This window comes from Actinoplanes oryzae (assembly GCF_030757795.1).
In the GTDB taxonomy this organism is placed as follows: domain Bacteria; phylum Actinomycetota; class Actinomycetes; order Mycobacteriales; family Micromonosporaceae; genus Actinoplanes.
On the sequence record NZ_JAUQWH010000037.1, the window covers coordinates 23,213 to 42,221 of the forward strand.

Annotated in this window: 12 protein-coding genes; 5 read left to right on the top strand and 7 right to left on the bottom strand. The window is 72.5% G+C overall.

Annotation, left to right across the window (positions count from 1 at the left end):
- Positions 1 to 9: 9 nt before the first annotated feature.
- From RBH18_RS15050 to RBH18_RS15060, 3 genes are all read right to left on the bottom strand, one after another.
- Entirely contained in the window at positions 10 to 960 is a 951-nt protein-coding gene (locus RBH18_RS15050; protein ID WP_306208069.1) for a carbohydrate ABC transporter permease, read from the bottom strand.
- 78 nt (positions 961 to 1,038) lie between these two features.
- A complete protein-coding gene (locus RBH18_RS15055) occupies positions 1,039 to 2,352 on the bottom strand; it encodes a carbohydrate ABC transporter substrate-binding protein (RefSeq protein WP_306208071.1) in 1,314 nt (437 codons plus the stop codon).
- Positions 2,353 to 2,500: 148 nt separating this feature from the next.
- Positions 2,501 to 3,508 (bottom strand): LacI family DNA-binding transcriptional regulator, encoded by a 1,008-nt coding sequence (locus tag RBH18_RS15060; RefSeq protein WP_306208072.1) that lies wholly within the window; start codon positions 3,506 to 3,508, stop codon positions 2,501 to 2,503.
- Positions 3,509 to 3,563: 55 nt separating this feature from the next.
- Here RBH18_RS15060 and RBH18_RS15065 point away from each other — a divergent pair, with 55 nt between their 5' ends.
- Positions 3,564 to 5,372, top strand: coding sequence for a glycoside hydrolase family 35 protein (locus RBH18_RS15065; RefSeq protein ID WP_306208074.1), 1,809 nt, complete (start codon positions 3,564 to 3,566; stop codon positions 5,370 to 5,372).
- Positions 5,373 to 5,380: 8 nt separating this feature from the next.
- Here RBH18_RS15065 and RBH18_RS15070 read toward each other — a convergent pair whose 3' ends face one another.
- A complete protein-coding gene (locus tag RBH18_RS15070) occupies positions 5,381 to 7,948 on the bottom strand; it encodes an amidohydrolase family protein (RefSeq protein ID WP_306208075.1) in 2,568 nt (855 codons plus the stop codon).
- 3 nt (positions 7,949 to 7,951) lie between these two features.
- Positions 7,952 to 9,988, bottom strand: coding sequence for an AAA family ATPase (locus tag RBH18_RS15075; protein WP_306208076.1), 2,037 nt, complete (start codon positions 9,986 to 9,988; stop codon positions 7,952 to 7,954).
- Between the two features lie 222 nt (positions 9,989 to 10,210).
- Here RBH18_RS15075 and RBH18_RS15080 point away from each other — a divergent pair, with 222 nt between their 5' ends.
- Both RBH18_RS15080 and RBH18_RS15085 read left to right on the top strand, forming a co-directional pair.
- The gene (locus RBH18_RS15080) at positions 10,211 to 10,957 is read left to right on the top strand and encodes a CBS domain-containing protein (protein ID WP_306208077.1); all 747 of its coding nucleotides are present in this window, start codon (positions 10,211 to 10,213) and stop codon (positions 10,955 to 10,957) included.
- A gap of 27 nt (positions 10,958 to 10,984) precedes the next feature.
- Positions 10,985 to 12,262: a YibE/F family protein gene (locus tag RBH18_RS15085; RefSeq protein ID WP_306208079.1), complete on the top strand. Its 1,278-nt coding sequence runs from the start codon at positions 10,985 to 10,987 to the stop codon at positions 12,260 to 12,262.
- A 2-nt stretch (positions 12,263 to 12,264) separates the two neighbouring features.
- On the opposite strand, the gene RBH18_RS15090 is transcribed toward RBH18_RS15085, so the two are convergent.
- Positions 12,265 to 16,701 carry a WD40 repeat domain-containing protein gene (locus RBH18_RS15090; RefSeq protein ID WP_306208081.1) on the bottom strand — a complete coding sequence of 1,479 codons (4,437 nt, stop codon included), beginning with the start codon at positions 16,699 to 16,701 and terminating at the stop codon, positions 12,265 to 12,267.
- Positions 16,698 to 17,084, bottom strand: coding sequence for an effector-associated constant component EACC1 (locus tag RBH18_RS15095; protein WP_306208083.1), 387 nt, complete (start codon positions 17,082 to 17,084; stop codon positions 16,698 to 16,700). The genes RBH18_RS15090 and RBH18_RS15095 overlap by 4 nt, the downstream gene beginning before the upstream one ends.
- A 99-nt stretch (positions 17,085 to 17,183) precedes the next feature.
- Between RBH18_RS15095 and RBH18_RS15100 the strand changes: the two genes are divergently transcribed.
- Positions 17,184 to 18,785: a xylulokinase gene (locus RBH18_RS15100; protein ID WP_306208085.1), complete on the top strand. Its 1,602-nt coding sequence runs from the start codon at positions 17,184 to 17,186 to the stop codon at positions 18,783 to 18,785.
- 44 nt (positions 18,786 to 18,829) lie between these two features.
- Entirely contained in the window at positions 18,830 to 19,009 is a 180-nt protein-coding gene (locus RBH18_RS15105; protein WP_306208087.1) for a hypothetical protein, read from the top strand.

Consider the following 19,009-nt stretch of genomic DNA (forward strand, 5'->3'; position numbering starts at 1 on the left):
TGTTGATCCTCAGAACTGCAGTGGCTCGCGCTTGGTCGCCCGGGAGACGAGCAGCGACACGAGGAAGGAGAAGGCGAAGATGACCACGCCGATGGCCATGCCGTAGCCGTACGAGGAGTTGGTGTAGGCCTGCTTGTACATGTAGCTGAGCAGCACCTCGGACGCCCCGTCGGGCCCGCCGCCGGTCATCGCGCGCACCAGCACGAAGCTCAGGTTGACCGCGCTCATGATGAAGAAGGTCAGCGTGGTGCGCAGGTTCTGCCAGATCAGCGGCATCGTGATGGTGAAGAACTGGGTGGGCGCCGTGGCGCCGTCGAGCGACGAGGCCTCGTAGAGCTCCTCGGGGATGCTCGACATGCTCGACATGTAGAGGACCATGTAGTAGCCCAGCGACTGCCACACCATGGCGATCGCCACCGACCAGAGGACGACCTTCTGGTTGCCCAGCCACACCTGCTGCAGCCCGTCCAGCGAGAGCAGCCGCAGCGTGCCGTTGATCAGGCCGTTCTCCTGGTCGTAGAGCGCGGAGAAGATGGCGGCGATGACCACGACCGACAGCACGTTCGGGATGTAGAGCACGAACCGGTAGAGGTTGCGGCCGCGCAGCTTCTGCCGCGTCATGACGGCCGCCAGGAAGAGGCCCAGGCCCATCGTCGCCACGGTGACCACCACCAGCAGCGCGACCGTGTTCTGGAACGCCCGCACGAACTGCTGGTCGTCGGCGAGCTTGGTGAAGTTGTCCAGCCCCACGAAGCGCATCGCCGGCGAGAAGCCGCTCCACTGGTAGAGCGACATCCGGAACACGTTCACGGTCGGCCAGACCATGAACAGCGCGAAGAGGACCAGCGCGGGGAGCAGGCACGCCGCCACGAAGCCGCCGTTGCCGCGCTTGCGCTTCCTGGTCTCCGGTACGGGCACCTGCTGCTCGGTCGCTGTCGGGGGTGGGGAAAGAGTGGTCACCGCGTACCTCGGGGGGTTCTGTGGAACAGGGGCCGGCGGCGGGCCCGATCTGGGGTCAGGCCCGCCGCCGGAGCTTTCTCAGCTGCCCGCCTGGCGCAGCTTCTCGGAGGCGTCGTTCAGGGCCGTCTGCCACTGGTCCTCGGTCTTGTCGCCGCTGATGATGCTGTTGGCGGTGTCGAAGAGGGTGGCCTTGATGTCGACGCCCTCGACCGGAGCCGTGCTCGCGAAGCCGCCGACCAGCGCGGCCACGCCGGGCTGCTCGTACAGCTGGTAGAACGTCGCGTTGTCCCCGGTCAGCGTGGCGGCGAGGCCCTTGATCGGCTGGATCGCGCTGGACCTGGCGAAGATCTTGGCGGCCTCGTCGGAGTACAGGTAGGCGACGAAGTCCTTGGCGGCGTCCTTGTTCTCCGCCGCGCTGGGCACCCACACCGACTCGACGGAGGTCGTCAGGTACTGCGCGTCGCCGGTCACCTTGGGCAGCGGGGTCAGGCCCCACGCGAAGCCGCCGGCGCGCGGCGCGTCCTTCATCTCGCCGACGATCCAGGTGCCGTTGGGCATGAACAGCGCCTTGTTGTCGAGGATCGACTGCTGGTTCTTGGTGAAGTCCTGCTCGTTGGCGTAGCCCACGGTGGTGGGGGCCGCGTACGAGAGCAGTTTGGTCGTGATGTCCAGGACCTGCCGGGCCTGCGCGCTCTTCCAGACGTCCTGCTTGTAGGTCATGACGTCGGTGTAGAACTGCTCGCCGCCGACGTCGGCCAGCAGCGCGAAGAAGTACGAGTCCAGATAGCCCGCCGTCGGGTAGGTGAACAGCGCGATGCCCTCGGCCTTCGCCTTGTCGCCCAGCGCCCACATCTCGTCCCAGCTCGCCGGGACCGTCCACTTCTTCTGCTCGAACAGGCCCTTGTTGTAGACCAGGCCGGTCGGCGCGTAGTACATCGGCAGCGCGTAGGTCTTGCCGTCGCCGTAGGGGTCGGTGTTGAGGTTGCCGACGATGCCGTCGACCAGCTTGCTCTTGACCGTCGCCTGCTCGCCCGGCACTGTCGTGTCCAGCACGCCGGTCAGGTCCTCGAGGCCCTTGTCCTTGATCAGCGTCTCGGTGAGGGCGGCCTTGCGGCCCTGGCCCAGCACGACGACGTCGGGGAACTTCCCGGCCTTCATATTGGGGCTGATCTCGTCCTCGATGCTCTTCGAGATCTGCAGCTGGACGTCGAGGCCCGGGTGCTTCGCCTTGTAGGCGTTGATGACCTCGGTGTACATGTCCTTGCCGTAGCCGCCCTCGAGCGCGGCGACCTTCAAGACCTTGCTGTCCCCGCCGCTGTCGCCACCGCCACAGCCGGCGAGCAGGCCGAGCGCCGTGACGGCGACTCCCGCCCAGACCAGGGTTTTACGCATGTTATCGGGGTCCTTCCGTGGAGCCGCAGCCCTCGCGCCGGCCATGGGTGCCGCCGGACGTTGTTACGGTGGCATCGATAACATCAGGAATCAAGAGTCGTTCACAAATTCGCCATCGGGAGGTTGCCGGGGCCGTGCGGCCCGTCGGTCAGCTCCGGCGCGGGGGCGCGGTGGAGAGGCGCACGGAGAGTGTCGCCTCGGGCACCTCGCTGTCGCCGCCGCCGAGCAGGAGGGCGACCGCGGCCTCCCCGGAGTGGTAGAAGTCCTGCCGCACGGTGGTCAGCGGCGGATGGCAATAGGCGGCCAGCGCGATGTCGTCGACGCTGACGATCGACACGTCCTCGGGCACGAAGCGGTGCCGCTCGCGCAACGCCTTGATCAGCCCGAAGGCCATCTCGTCGCTGGCCGCGAAGATCGCCGTGACGTCCGGGATCAGGGCGAGGATCTGCCCCTGCCGGTAGCCGGACTCCGGCGACCAGTCGCCCTCGAGCGGCGGCGGCGCCTCGATCCCGGCCGCCGCCAGGCACTCCTGCCAGCCCTGCCGCCGCTGGCGTGCCTCGATCCACTCGTCCGGCCCCGCCACGTGCCACACCTGCCGGTGCCCGAGGTCGAGCAGGTGCTGGGTCGCCAGGCGGCCCGCTTCCTGCTGGTCGATCCCCAGGACCCGGGCGCCTTCCGTACGGGACCCGTCCAGCGTCACGGTGGGGATGTCCCGCGTGATCTCCTCCATCTTCCGCGTCACCGAGATCAGCGGAACGGCGATGACGATCCCGTCGACGCCCTGGTCGGCCAGCTTGGACAGCGACCGCTCCATCAGGGCGGTGTCGAGCCCCGCGATGGTGGCGATGCTGACCGCGTAGCCGGCCCGGCCCGCGGCGGCCTCCACGCCGGCGGTCACCGCGGACCGCGAGTAGTAGCCGCCGGACTGCAGCAGGACCAGGCCGAGGGTGTGGCTGCGCCCCGACGACAGCACCCGGGCGGCGTTGTTGAACCGGTAGCCGAGCTGCTCGACGGCCGCCAGCACCCGGCGCCGCGTCTCGGGGTTGACGTTCGGCGAGTCGCGCAGCGCCCGGGAGACGGTCTGCGCCGACACGCCGGCGGTCCTGGCGACGTCGGCCATGCTGGGCTGCCGGACGCTCCGGGGGGCCTCACTCATGGCGAGGATCATAGCGCCGTTGTTAAGCATGGCATCGGTAACATAGCCTCACATCGTGATCGAGTCCCGCGCGCCGGAGATCGCCCCGGCTCCCCCGACGAGCCCGCCCGCCCTCACCTGGCGCGACCGCCGCCTGCTCCGGCACGGCGCGCGGCACCAGATCCTGTCCGGCGCCCTGCACTACTTCCGGGTCCACCCCGAGCTGTGGCGCGACCGGCTGCGGCGGCTGGCGGCGCTGGGTCTCAACACCGTCGACACGTACGTGGCCTGGAACTTCCACCAGCCCACGCCCGCCGCCCCGCGCTTCGACGGCTGGCGCGACGTCGAGCGGTTCATCGCCACGGCGGGCGAGGAGGGGCTCGACGTGATCGTGCGCCCGGGGCCGTACATCTGCGCGGAGTGGTCCAACGGCGGCCTGCCCAGCTGGCTCACCGCCCGCGACACGGCCGTGCGCAGCAGCGACCCGGCCTTCACCGGCCCGGTCGCGGCCTGGTTCGACGAGCTGATCCCCCGCCTCGCGGCGCTGCAGGCGAGCGCCGGCGGCCCGATCGTCGCGGTGCAGGTCGAGAACGAGTACGGCAGCTTCGCCGACGACCACGACTACGTCAGCTGGACCAGGGCGGCGCTGGAGTCACGCGGCATCACCGAACTGATGTTCACCGCCGACGGCCCGACCGAGCTGATGCTCGACGGCGGCACCCTGCCCGGCACGCTGACGGCCGCCACGCTCGGCTCCAAGCCCGAGGCCGCCCGCGCCCTGCTCGCCACGCGCCGCCCCGGCGAACCGTTCGTCGTCGCCGAGTTCTGGAACGGCTGGTTCGACCACTGGGGCGAGAAGCACCACGTCCGGGGCGTGCCGAGCGCGGTTCGTACGCTCGAGGGGATCGTCGCCGACGGGGGCAGCGTCAGCCTCTACATGGCCCACGGCGGCACGAACTTCGGGCTCTGGGCGGGCGCCAACGAGGACGCGGGTCGGCTGCAGCCGACCGTCACCAGCTACGACTCCGACGCGCCGATCGCCGAGGACGGCACGCTGACCCCCAAGTTCCACGCCATGCGCGAGGTGCTCGGCGGCCACGGCCCGCTGCCGGCCCCGCCGCCCACGCTGCCCGCCGCCACGGTGCCGCTCACGCCCCGCGCAGGGCTGATCGAGGGGCTGCGCGCGGTGCCCGCGCCGGTCACCACGGGTCCGCGGCCGGCGACGTTCGAGCAGCTGGGGCTGGACGCGGGGATGGTGCTGCTGACGGCGTACCCGCGAATCCCGCAGGGCGACCACACGCTCACCGTGACCGACGTGCGCGACCGCGCCACGGTCCTGGCCGACGGAGTCGTGGTGGGCGTGGTCACGACCGCCGAGCCGCGGCTGACCGTCAGCGGCACGGGCGCGGCGGTCCGGCTGGAGATCCTGGTGGAGAACCTGGGCCGGGTGAACTACGGGCCGGGGCTGGGCGGCCACAAGGGCGTGCTCGGCCCGGTGCTCGTCGACCGCCGCATCGTGTACGACTGGCAGAGCACGCCCCTCGCCCTGCAGGACTGGGACGACCAGTCGCTGGCACTGGCCACGGCGGCCGGCGGCCCGGCAGGCGCGGGCTTCGCGTCGGCGCGCTTCGAGGTGCGCGAGCCGGCGGACACGTTCCTGGCGCTGCCGGGCTCGGGCCGCGGCCTGGCCTGGATCAACGGCTTCCTGCTGGGCCGCTACTGGAAGATCGGGCCGCAACAGACCCTCTACTGCCCGGCCCCGCTGGTCCGGCCGGGTGCGAACACGGTGACGGTGCTGGAGCTCGAGCATCGGGGGCCGGTGCTGCAGCTGCGGGCGGCGCCCTCGCTGGGCCCCACCGAGGAGTACGTCGAAGAGTTCGACTGACTGCCCGGTCAGAGAAGGAATCTCGGCGGCCGGTCCGGATCGGACCAGGGCCGCCGGACCACACACTCCCGCACGGTGAAGCGGCGGTTGAGCCCGTTGTTGCGCACCTGATCGAGCCAGTGCATCGCCTCCATGTCGGTCAGGCCGGCGAGTACCAGCGAGTCGTAGAGAAGCTGGTACTCGCCGGGAAGCCGGCAGTTGAAGACAAGCGGGTCGTCGGATCCGACCGTCACCGTCAGGGGTGGCAGATCGGGACGCGGCCGCGGCGGGGCCAGCCGCCACAGCGGATGCGCGGACAGGTCGCCCATGTCCCCGACCAGCAGATTCGATGTCGGATTGACCTCGACCGCGAGCCCGTTGCGGGCCAGCTCCGACCGCAACGACGTCCCGATCCTCATCAGCGCGTCCACCTCGGCGACCGGCTCCACCCACTCGGTCCGGCGGCCGCGCCGGAACGACGGGACGTCGGTCAGGAACCGACGCATCAGGACGAGCTGTCGATCGCTCGCCCACGCTGCCGGTCCGGACGGGAAGCCCGCTGCTTTCAGGAGGTCCTCGTCACTCAGGCCGGCCATCAGCTGTTCCATGTCCAGGGCCGTCACAGGCGCGCCGAACCAGCGCCGGCTCAGCCGCTCTATCTCCCCGGCCAGATAGGCCAGCCGCGCTCCGTCGGCACCCGCTCCCCGCCGCGCCCACCACGACCATTCCCAGGTGAGATCCCAGACCCGGTCCTCCAGCGGCATTGCCACCCGGCCCGCGCGCCGGGCCCAGGCCTCCGGGTCGACGCCCAGGGCCATGCCGTGCCCGATCCGGTCGCCCTCGCCCATGTCGAGCAGTTGCATCGCCTCGTACACGTGGCGCAGGCCGGTCAGCAGATGAGCGAAGTCCTCCCCCGCGTGTGCGGTGATGCGAAGTGGTCGTAGCACGTCGCCCCAGCAGCGCCGGACGAATTCCGCGCCCGCGCCCGCGGCCGCGCGGACGTGCCGGACCAGGGGTGCCAGGACCCACGTCGGGACCGCCAGTTCGTCCGCACAGATGTCCAGGCCCCGCACGGTTTGCTGGCAGTCCGGCAGGCGGTGCAGGAAATCGCCGAGGATCAGCGCCGCCTGCCGCTGGCCGGCGAAGTACCTCGCATAGCGGTAGCCGGTCGGATTGACCTCCCGGCTCGGATCCGCGTTCGTGCCGGCGGCGTGTGCGCGGGGGAATCCGGCACCGTGAGCCCCCGCGCGGTCCTTGAGGAAATGGAGGACCAGGCCGACCTCCGCGCCCGCCGACTTCTTCGCCTCCTTCCGGGCGGCGTCCACCCACGAAAGCAGTTCCCCCGGTCCCGTGGCCGGGCTGGTACGAACCTCCAGAGACCGGAGCCCCTCCACGCGGCCGCTGGTCACACCGGCCGAGGAGACCTGGAGAAGCGGCGGCAGCTCGCCGCGGACGGCGGACATCCGCTTGTAGAACCTGATGAAGTACGGGAGACCGGGGGTCAGCGGCCGCTGGGTCAGGTGACGATAGAGCACGGTACGGACCCGGACCGTCTGCCAGAACAACCGGCTCGCCAGCGGGTCCTCGGTGTTCCGCAGATGGCGGCACAGCGCGACGACGTACCGCTGTTCCGTGCTGCTTTCGTCGTGGCTGCCGAACAGCGGCTCCAGCGGATCCAGTCGCCTGATCTCCTCGATCTCCCGCAGCCGCTCGGGGCGCGGCGCCCGGACCAGAGCCCCGTACGCTCCGGGGAGAGCGACATCGCCTGTCCGGCCCGGCGGCACAGCGCCGGTGCTCAGTTCGTGCAGGGACTTGAGGATCAGCGACCAGTTCGCGGCGCCTGTCGATCGGCGGGCACGGCGGACCACTCCGGGGTCGCTCAGGAAGCGCTCGAACGGTCCGGGGTGCCCCGACGCCACGTACGAACCGAGCAGATAGCGCGCGACGCTCGCCCGGGCCAGCCACCCGGGGATGCTCCCTCCCTCGTCCAGCACCGCTCCGGGGGCTCCCAGCGACCGGCCGGCCAGATCGGCATGAGCCATCCGATTGACGATCAGCGACCAGACCTCTCCGAAACCGATCGCGGCACCGACATGCAGATGGGTCTCGGCGAAGCTCCGTGACAGCAGCTCACGCACCGGCGGGCAGAGCGGGCCGGGACCGGCGAAGGGATGCCGTCCCGACAGCACCGTGAGCAGATCAGCGGGCAGGGCGAGAGTCAGCCACATCCACCGGCGGCGGGCATCGGCGGCTTCCGGTGAATCGGTCAGCGGGCCGCCTCGCCGGGCGTTCCGGAAGGCTTGCAGCGGCCACTCCGCGGCGCGCTGCAGATGCCGTTCCAAAGTCCGGCACCCGATGGCGTCCCCACCGAACCAGGTCTCGTCGCGCAGCGCGGTGAGCTCATCGAGGGACAGTCCCGGCGCGGCGCCGAGAAGCACCCGTTCGGCAGCCCGCCAGAGCTTCTTGGTGGCGGCATCGGACATTCCAGGATCGAGGACAGTGACGGGATTGGTGAGCGCGGCTTCGGAGCCGAGCGGAAAGGCGGCCAGCTCGGCCACGAGGTGGTCGAACGGCAGCCGCGCTGTCCGGCCGAGCACTGGTCAGCTCCTCGCGCCCGGGGCCGCCGGTGGGTCCAGATCCGCCGGCCAGTGCTCCGCGCCGACCTCCCACAGCCGCTCCCGCCGCTTCGCCGTGATGCGGCGCTGGATGGGCTCGTCGTCCGGAATCAATCCGTCCGGCGGGGGACCCGTGAACCCCATCTCCTCGGTGCAGAGGGCACCCACCGCGACTCGCCAGCCGGACCGCACTCCCGGCCGCCCCTCGGGCAGCAGGTCGAGCTCGCGGACGAGGCGTTCCCACGAATCGGCAGCGACGGGCAGGAGGACCGAGGTCTCGGTGTTGGTCATGGCTTCGAGCAGCAGGCTCGTCATCGCGGCCAGCCAGCTGCCGTGCCAGGTGTTGACCCCCTCCTCGGGCCACTTGTTCTGGGCGTCCCGCACCGCCTGCTGCATCCGCTCCCACCCCCAGAACCGCGAGTGGAGGAGGACGGGCCAGGGGAAGATTCCCAGTTCCTGTGCCTCGGGCGAGAGGTAGACCGTGTACCGCTGCAGGGGTTCCCTCTCGAACATGAGCGGTTTCGCCTCGTCGCCCAGCAGGTCAGCCGTTCCCGCGTAGATCAGCGAGTCGCGGGAACCGAGTCTCATGCTGCCGCCCGTCACCTGCCACCGGCTGAACCAGACCGTACGGATCCGATGCCGGGGACCCAGCCGCTCCACATCCTCGAACTGTCGCGGGAGGGCCGATGCGGGCTCCTCTCCCGCGTCCGCGCGTGGGACCAGCTCGATGAGCTGGTCGCGAACGACGTCCTGCAGGGCCTTCGGCCCCACACCGCCCTGCGCCCGGGCCTGCATGTCGAGGTCGACCACCTGTCGCATCGTCAGCCGCAGCGCCCAGGGCCAGGAGAAGTTCCTCGCCATGTTGGAGGAGACGACCTTCGGCTGGCGCAGCCAGGCCAGTCCGGCGGTATCGAGGGATGCCCCGTCGACCTGGACCTCGTCCGGTGCCAGCTGGAAGACTCTCAGCAGGTCACCGAGTTCCTCCCCGTCCGGCGCGGTGAGCGGCCGGAACCGGACCACCCGGCCAGGCATCAGTCGTTCCAGCTCGATGCGCTGATGCGGTGGTATGTGCTTGCGCATCGCGCTCGCCGCGAGCACGTCAGCCAGCCGCCTCTCCTCCTCCTCGAGACCGTCCGGACCGGCGACCTCACGCAGCTCCTTCCGATACCGCAGCCGCAGCACGGTTCTCAGCAGCTCCGCATCCGCCGCCAGCAGGACGAACAGATGCGGCGAGTGGACCGCACGGAGCAACTGCAGCAGTTCGACGCATGCTGTGGGGTTCAGGTCCAGATCGTCCACCGGAAGGACGAAGAGGGGCCGGTCCAGTCGCTGCGACACGGCGAGGACGTTGCTCAGCCTGGCGAGCGCCCCGGCGAACTGTTCGTTGAGGTTCAGCCGGGCCCGCTCCGTCCGGCGCGTCTCGACGGCCGGGGTGTCCGGGTCGAGGCTCGCCGCCCGCCGGCTCCAGCCGGGCCGGAAGGCGACCGCGACCGCCTCCTGCAGTCCCTGCAGTTCTCCCATCGCCTGGTGATAGGGATCGCCCGGGCTCAGCAGGCCGACCGGATCGTCCGGCCCGGCCGGGCGGGACACGAGCTCGCCTGTCGTCTCCTCGAGCCGGGAAAGGACGGCACCGAGAAGATTGGTGCTCGGCGAGAGCGGCTCCATGTCGATCGTCTCCAGCCAGACCAGATGCCGCGCGAGCTCGTCCAGGTCACGGTTGCCGCTGGGCTCCCGGTCCGGGCCGAGCGCCTGGAAGAGGCTGAGCAGCAAGGTGGTCTTGCCAGTGCCACGCTGCCCACCGACCAGCACGGTGGTGGCCGCCCGATCCCTGTCCAGGAACGGACCCGCACCCTGGTCGCGCCGGCCCTTCGGCTGCGCCACGCCGGGAGCCTCGGCGGCACGTCTCAAGAGGCCGACGATCCTGTCGAAGGCCGCTCGCTGCTGATGATCGAGGCTCTGGTAGCTGAGAGGGCGTGCCTCGGGCCGCAGCCGCGCGTCCCGGTCAGGCTCGGTCGTCGTCATCGGGGCCTCCTCCCCGGAACCGCCGGAACCGGTCCCGGTCGAATCCTCACCCCGTGTGTGTACTTCCCGGAAGCTAGGTCCGTCCGCGCTGCTCGTGCCCCCAACGTCGCCGTTCCGACAGCAGCGCTCGCCACGGAGTCGGATCGCGGACGGCACGCTTGCACCCACTGGCGGCGGGACGTCCACTCCTCGCACGAGTCGTTCCCGGACGGAGGTGGACCGATGGCTCTCCCGGACACAGGCGCCGGCAATCCGCGAGGACGTCTGGTGCTCGGTTACGGCGTGGTGGGCGCCGGCATCGCCGGGGTCGTGGTGATCTCGGTGGTCGTCATCTGGCTGGCGGCCGAGACGGATCGGCCCGAAGCGGCTCAGCTGGTCTTCACCGCCGCGCTTCCCCTGCTGGGCACCTGGGTCGGCACGGTGCTCGCTTTCTACTTCGCCGGCGACAATCTGCTCACGGCCACCCAGAGCACCATCAACACGCTGCGCCTCGCCGGCGAGCTGGCACCCGACACACCCGTGACGGAGGTGATGATCGGCGTCGGCCGGATCCGTCCGAAGGAACTGGTCGCCGGGGAGGCGAAGGCCGGCGAGCTGGTCCTGAAGACGTTGTACGCCGCCATGCGCAATGAGCATCACGGCCGCCTGCCGGTCTTCGACACCGGGACCGGCGCCGCCCTCTACGTCGTCCACGAACCGGACATCGACAAATACGCTCAGGGCCGGGGGACCAAGGCGGAATCCCTGTCCGCGAGGGACACCCTGGCCGCTCTGGTGAGCGCGGGTCCGGAACTGGCCGCCGCGGTGCGGAACTTCGTCGCGGTGCCCGCTTCGGCGACCGTCGCCCGCGCCCGGGACGAGCTGCGCGGGAAGCCGCAGTCGAAGGACGTCTTCGTCACCGAGGGCGGCGGGGAGGGCGACAGGGTGCTCGGGTGGCTGACGCACAGCGACCTTGCCCGGGTCTCATGACGGAATCCAACCGCTATTCTTGGCGGCTTGAGCCACGGACATCACCACCACGCATCGGCCGGCCTGCCCTGGGCGCGGCGTCTCACCGTGCTGCTGCTCGCCGTCGTGGGGCTGGTCACCGTCGCGGGGATGGCGCTGCTCTGGCCGCGCGACACGCCGGAGGTCGAGTCGACGCCGTCGACCCGGGTGCTGGGTTCCGTGGTGTCGGTGACGTCGGCGGCGTGCCCGGAGGAGGCGCCCGCGGGGACGGCGTGCGGGTCGGTGGCGGTGCGGCTCGACGACGGGTCGTCGGTGACGGCGGAGATCCCGAACGGGCCGGGTGCGCCGGCGGTCGGGCCGGGCGACAAGGTGACGCTGCTGGTCCTGGACGACGGGGCGGGCGGGCCGCGGACGTACTCGATCGCGGACTATCAGCGGGGGACGTCGCTGTGGATCCTCGGGGCGGTGTTCGCGCTCGCGGTCGTCGCCTTCGGGCGGTGGCGGGGGCTGACGGCGCTGCTCGGGCTGGGCATCACCTTCGCGGTGCTGCTGCTGTTCATCGTCCCGGCGATCCTGGACGGCCGCTCCCCCGTGCTGGTCGCCGTGGTCGGGGCGGCGTTCATCATGCTGACGGTCCTCTATCTGACGCACGGGCTGACGGCCACGACGACGGTCGCCGTGGCGGGCACGCTGGCGAGCCTCACGCTGACCGCGGGGCTGTCGGCGCTGGCGATCGCCTTCACCCATCTGTCGGGCATCGGCGACGAGACGGCCACGTACCTCAACATCACCGAGGGCGACGTCAACATGCGCGGCCTGCTGCTGGCCGGCATCGTCATCGGCTCCCTCGGCGTCCTCGACGACGTGACGGTCACGCAGTCGGCCACCGTCAGCGAGCTCGCCCTGGCCAATCCGGCGTACGGCTTCCGCCGCCTCTACGGCGCCGCCACCCGCATCGGCCGGGCCCACATCGCCTCGGTGATCAACACCATCGTCCTGGCGTACGCGGGCGCCTCCCTGCCGCTGATGCTGCTGTTCCGCACGAGCGGCACCCCGGCGGGCGAGCTGCTGACCGGCGAGATGATCGCCCAGGAGCTGGTCCGCAGCGCGGTGGGCACGATCGGCCTGATCGCCGCCGTCCCGATCACGACGGCGCTGGCGGCCTTCATCGCCGCGCGTACGCAGGTGGTGGCCCCCGCCTCGTCCGCGCCGTCAGCCGCCGAACCTCCTGTGGCGGGCCGCGGTCCGGACCGGCCGCCCGTCTCCGCACCCCGGCCGCCCGGCGAGGACCCCTGGCAGTCCTTCTACGAGCGCGACCACCGCTGACGTCAGCGGCACGGCGGGTCGTAGGGCAGGTCGCCGACGTACAGGTTCCACTGATGGCGGGTGAGCGGGTCGCCGCCGAGCCGGCAGAGGGACTCGACGACCTCGGCCGGGTCCGCCGGCCACAGGTCGGTGCGGTCGGGGTACTTCACGGCGAGGAACCGGCCGTCGCGGCTGAACGCGAGGGCGCCCACGCCGTACAGGTCGAGCAGTGTGATCGACGTCCGTGGGCGCGGTGCCCCGGGGTCCCGGATGTCCCAGAGGTCGATCTCGCTGTTGTCCAGGATGCCGGCGACGGCCAGCTTCGTCCCGTCGGGGCTGACGGCGAGGCGCCGATTGCCCGAAGGCGTGCGGGAGACCACCTCGACCGGCTCGCCGGCCACCCCCGAGCCGTCCAGCTCGAAGACGCGGAGCAGCCGGCTGTTGTCGCCCACCACCAGGTGCCGGCCGTCCGGTGTGAACTCCGCGGACGGCAGTGACGTGTCGGCCGGGAAGGTCCACGACCGCAGCGACCGGGGGCGGGCGGGCTCGCTGAGGTCGTGCACCAGCAAGGTGCGCGAGGTCAGCACGGCCAGGACCCGGCCGACCGGCCCGAAGGACAGATCCGACGCCTGCCCCGGGATGCGGCTCACGAGCCGCGGCGTCGTGGGGTCCGCGACGTCGTACACCTTGACCTCGGCCTCCGCCGACGCCGAGGACCGCCCGCTGTCGGCGACGGCGAGCAGCCGCCCGTCGGCCGAGAAGGACACCTCGGCGGCGCCCTGACCGAGGTCGGTGATCGTGGCGAGCGGGGCACCGTCCGGGTGGTCCGTGGGCAGCAACACCAACCGGGGCTTCTCGTTCTCGACCTGCGCGGCGGCCAGCAGGGTGCCGTCGCGGCTGAAGGCCAGCCCCGCCCCGGCCTCCTGACCGATCGCGCCGTCCACCGCGCCCGCGGTGCGGATCGCGGCGATGAGCGCGGGCCGTCGCGGGTCGGTGATGTCGTAGATCCTCGAGCCGTCGCGACCGCTGCCCACGGCCAGCAAGGGGCGCCCCGCCGGGCTGAAGCGCACCCGCTCGACGACGCCGTTGGGTTGCTCGGTCAGCGACGCGAACGCCCCCGGCCACACCGGGTTCGTGACGTCCCGGACGAGGACGCCCATCGTGCCGGCCACCAGGATGCGCTCGGTGCCGTCCGGCCCGGGCCAGGGCAGGACCGCGCCGAGCTGGGTGTCCGCCTCGCTCGGTGCGGGGGTGCGCCGCGCGCTCAGCAGCGGCGCCCTGCCTGCCTGCCCGAGAGCCACGGTCCACCCGATGACACCGGTGTACGGGCAGGTGGTGAACAGTCCTTCGGCCACCGCCAGTACCGCGTTGACGTGCTGGCACTCGTCGCGCGGGTCGAGCTGGTACAGCGGCCGGGGCGAGCGCGGATCCGTCACGTCGTACGCGAACGGCAACTCGTGCGGCTGCGCGCCGCCGGCGACGGTCGTGGGGCTCGTCTTCACGGTCGCCAGCCGCCGGCCGGAGGGGTCGAAGCCGACGCGGTGCTGGATCACGCGAACCGCGGGTTCCGGGCGGTTCGTCGAGGAGACCACGCGGGCCAGCACCACGGGCCGGGCGGGGTCGGCGAGATCCCAGAGGCGGGTCGTGCCGTCCGTGGCGATGCTCGCCAGGCGGGGCGCCGCAGGGCTGAACGCGACGGAGTCGACCCGGCCGCTGTGGCCGGTGAGGGCGGGCCGCTGCCGTACGGCGGAGGGGTCGGACGTGTCCCAGACGTGGATCCGGCCGCCGGTGCCGGCGCCCGCCAGCATGCGCCTGTCGGCGGAGAAGGCGAGCGTCGTGATGCTGCGCTCGCCCGACGCCAGGGTGGGCAGCGCAACAGGGTGCCGGGGGTCACGGACGTCCCACAGGCGGATCTCCGGCCGCGGCTGCTCGATCAGCACCGGGTCGGCGGCGACCGGGAACGGTCCTTCGCCGTCCAGCGGCCCGTTCGCCGCGGCCAGCAAGGTGCCGTCGGGTGACAGGGCGACCGGACCGGTGAACAGGGGCCCGAGGCGGGACAGCTCCGCACCGGCGGCCAGGTCCCAGAGCACCACCGCGCGCCCGACCGCCAGGGCCAGGACCCGGCCGGCGCGGTCGCGGGCCACGTCGAAGACCTTCTCCTCGCCGTCGATCTGCGCGGCCAGGCCGGGGCTCGCGAGCACCGCCTCCGAGGCCTCCTCGCGGGCGAAGTCGTACGCCACGAGGGCGAGCTGCTGCGCCAGGCCCGGCTGACGGTCGCGCAGGCTCTCCGCGTCGGCGGAGAGGGCGCGGGCCAGGGCCCGGTTGCGTTCGGTCACCGCCGTGCGCTGGGCCGTGAGGGCGACGACCACGCCGGCCCCGGCGAGCACCAGCAGCACCGCGAGCGCGGCGGTGACGGCCCGCCGGACCCGGGCCGCGCGGGTGGCCGACCGTTCCGACGCGGCCAGGAAGTCGCGGGCGACCGGGGGGACGTCACCGTGCCCCCGGTCGCCGGCGCGGGCCTCGGCCAACCGGCTGCCCCGGTAGAGCAGCGCCGGGTCGTGGCCGGCGCGCTGCCAGGCGGCGGCGTCGGCGGCGAGCCGCTGGGCGGTGCGCAGCCACGCGCGGTCCTCGTCCAGCCAGGTCCGCAGCAGCGGCCAGCCGTGCAGCAGGGCCTCGTGCGCGAACCGGACGGTGTGCCGGTCCTGCGTGACGAGCCGGGCCTCGGTGAACCTTTCGAGGGCCGCGACACCGGCCGCTTCGTCCGGGAGGCTGCGCAGGAGCTCGGCGCGCGCCGCCGGGCGTACGGTGTCGGGGTCGCCGTCACGGACCCGCACCAGCTTGGGAAGCATGCGGCGCAGCGCCGCGCGGGCGGGCGGATCGAGCGCGGCATAGGTCTGCCGGGCGGTGGTGGCGACCGCCTGTGCGACTCCCCCGGCCGCCCGGTAGCCGGCCACGGTGAGCAGGTCGCCGCTGCGCCTGTCCCAGGTGGCCCAGAGCGCGTGCGACAGCAGCGGCAGGGCGGCACCGCCCGCCGCCGGCTCGGCGGCGGGGGCGAAGGCGCCGAGCTCGTGCAGCATCACGTCGGCCAGGCCGGCCTCGAGCCGCACCCCACCGGCCCGGGCGGGTTCCTCGATCACGGCCCGCAGCTGCCCGGGCGTCATGGGCCGCAGCAGGAACGGGTGCTCCTGCAGCGACCGGTGCAGCTCGCTGCGCTCCGCCGCCCGCGGGTAGAAGTCGTCGCGCAGGCCGAGCACGACGAGGTGCTCCGCGGCCAGTGCGGTCAGCCGCGTCAGGAAGGCGTCCCGCTCCGCGGGCGGGCTCAGCACGAACACCTGCTCGAGCTGGTCTGCCACGATCACCGTGGGCCCGGCGGCCGGGTCCGTCGCGCCGAGCCGGGCCGCGAGCCGGGCGGCGGGCCGCTCGCCGGGGGTCAGCGTGAGGACCGGCCAGCGTGCGGAGCCTTCGAGGCCGGGGGTCCCGGTGCCCCGGTGCAGCGCCGCCAGCAGACCGGCATGCAGCAGCGAGGTCTTGCCCGCGCCCGAGGGACCCAGGACGGTCAGCGGGACGCCGGCCCGGCGCGCCCGGGCGGCCGCCGCGAGGAGGTCGTCGACGGCTCGCTCGCGCCCGAAGAACAGGCCCGCGTCGCCGGCGCCGAAGGAGGCGAGCCCGAGATAGGGGCTCGCTCCGGGGCTGGGCGGCTCGGCGCTGTCCGGCTCCGGCGGGCGCGCGGCCGGATTGGCTGCCAGGACCAGATCGCCGGCGTTGTCGCCGCTGAGGACCCGGGGCTGCGGTGCGCCCCGGGCGAGCAGCCGGCGCGACAGCCGGTCGTAGACCACGGCGAGAGTCAGCTGCGGCGGGGCGAGCCGGTCACCGTCGCGCAGCAGGCCGACCAGCTCCCCGGTGAACGTGGTCAACTCGGCGTCCGCGGGCGCTTCGGCGAGGTTCTCGGCGGAGGCGAGCACGTAGGCGCCGTGCACGGGCCGGGGCGTGTACCCGGGCCCCGCCTCGCGTGGCGCCCCCGGGTTGCGGGCACGTCCCGAGTAGCAGCAGTCGAGCACCAGGACCACCGTGGCGGCGGCGCAGCCCGCCACCGCCTGGCGGATCGCCTCGTACGGCAGGGCCTGGAAGCCGCTCATGCCGGGCTGCAGCCGGTCGGTGCTGCTGGCGGCGAGGTGCAGCTCGTCGCCGGTGTCGAGCAACCCGTGACCGGCGAAGTAGAGGAACAGCACCGACTCCGCGGCCGCGGCGGCCGCAGACACCGCACGGGCCATGTCCACGGCCTCCGGCGGATCGAGGAGCAGCGTGACGTGCTCCGCCGGCACCCGGCACACGTCGACCAGCACGTCGCGGACGGCGCGCGCGCTGCGGGCCGCCGACGGCACCGACGGCAGCAACGGTCCGGCGTGGGTCGCGGTGCCGATGACGAGCGCCCGCACGCCGGGGCCCGCCAGCCCGGTCACGGCGTCCGGTCCTCCGCGGCCGGCGCTTCGAGTGCCCGGGTGAGCGCGGTGATCTCGGCCCGCAGCCCGGCGGCGTCGAGCCCCTTGACCCGCTGCGCGGTGATCTCGAAGGAGCTGCCGTCGGCGCGCTCGACCCGCACGGTCAGATCCGCCCGCTCGTGGCGCAGCCAGGACACCAGACCCGTGACCAGCGCGGCGGCCACCCCTCCGGGGCCGAGGGCGACCAGCACGGCGTCGAGCACCGGGCCGAGGGTGCCGGGCGCGGGCGGCAGCTCCCGCTCGGTGACCCGGCCGCGCAGCGCCGGCTCGGCACGCAGCCGGCTCCGCAGCTGCCGCAACGCCTCCGCCCCGGCGTCGCCAGCGACTGTGATCGATACGCTCACAGCCGAACCGTAGCCGATCAGCGCTCCCCGCGCCGACCGGCCGTCAAGATCACCCCGGGCCCGGGCCGTGGGGCGCGGGACATGAGGTAGAACATGAACATGACTGAGACGGATGCGCTGCGTACGGCGATCGAGCAGGGGCGGACCTCGCTCGGGATCGAGCTGGGGTCGACGCGGATCAAGGCCGTGCTGACCGGGCCGGACCACGCGGCGATCGCGACCGGCAGCCACGACTGGGAGAACCAGTTCGTGGATCGGACGTGGACGTATTCGCTCGAGGCGGTCTGGTCGGGGCTGCAGGCCTGCTTCGCGGCACTGGCCGCGGACGTGCGCCGGCAGTACGGGACCGAGCTGCGCACCGTCGGCGCGCTGGGCGTGTCGGCGATGATGCACGGCTATCTGGCGTTCGACGCGGAGGGCGAACTGCTGACGCCCTTCCGGACGTGGCGCAACACGAACACCGGCGCGGCGACCGAGGAGCTCAGCGCGGCCTTCGGGTTCAACATTCCGCACCGGTGGAGCATCGCCCACCTCTACCAGGCTGTCCTGGACGGCGAGGAGCACCTCGGGCGGCTGGCGCACTTCACGACCCTTGCCGGGTACGTGCACTGGCAGCTGACCGGCCGGCAGGTGCTCGGGGTCGGGGACGCCAGCGGCATGTTCCCCATCGACATCGGCACGGGCGGCTACGACCAGCGGATGCTGAGCCGGGCCGACGAGCTGATCGCGGCCCAGGGGCTGAAGCTCAGCGTGGCAGAGCTGCTGCCGGCCGTACTCCCCGCAGGTGAGCCCGCGGGGACGCTGACCGCGAGTGGCGCGAAGCTGCTCGACCCCAGCGGTGGCCTGCAGCCCGGCGCGGTGCTGTGCCCGCCGGAGGGCGACGCGGGGACGGGCATGGTGGCGACCAACTCGGTGGCGCGGCGCACGGGCAACGTCAGCGCCGGGACGTCGATCTTCGCGATGGTCGTGCTCGACGGGGAGCTGAGCCGCGTGCACCCGGAGATCGACCTGGTCACCACGCCCGCGGGCGATCTGGTGGCGATGGTGCACTGCAACAACGGCGCGAGCGAGCTGAACTCGTGGGCCGGGCTGTTCGGCGAGTTCGTCCGGGCGCTGGGCGTCGAGGCGGACAGCAACCGGGTCTTCGAGACGCTGTTCCGCGCGGCGCTGGGCGGCGCGCCCGACGGCGGCGGGCTGATGGCCTTCAACTATCTCTCCGGCGAGCCGATCACCGGCCTGCACGAGGGCCGGCCGCTGTTCGTGCGCGAGCCGGGCAGCACGCTGTCGCTGGCGAGCTTCATGCGCACCCAGTTGTACGCCGCACTGGCCACCCTGCGCATCGGCATGGACATCCTGCTGAAGAAGGAGTCCGTGCGGCTGGACCGGATGTTCGCCCACGGCGGGCTCTTCAAGACCGAGGGTGTCGCCCAGAACCTGCTGGCCGCGGCCATCGACACGCCCGTCTCGGTCGGCGACCTGGCCGCGGAGGGGGGCGCGTGGGGCATCGCCGTGCTGGCGGGCTTCGTCACGGGCCGCGCGGAGGGGCAGAGCCTCGACAACTTCCTCGACACCGTGGTCTTCGCGGACGCGCAGCTGGACACGGCGGAGCCGGACCCGGCCGACGTGGCGGGCTTCGAGGCCTTCATGCAGCGCTACGTGGCGGCGCTGCCGATCGAGCGGGCGGCGGTCGAGCACAGCTGACCCGGAGTTGACCCCATAGTCAGATCATCTCTATATTGGCTCGCATGACGAGCGATCCCGGCCGGGCATACCGGCGGCTCCTGCGGGTCTGTCCGCCGGGCCCGCGCCGGGAGGAGCTGCTGGCCACCCTGCTGGACGCGGGGCGGCGCCACCCGAGTGTGCGGGAGGACGGCGACCTGCAGGGGCCGGCGGGCGTCGTCGCCGTCCAGCGGATCCCCGAGTAG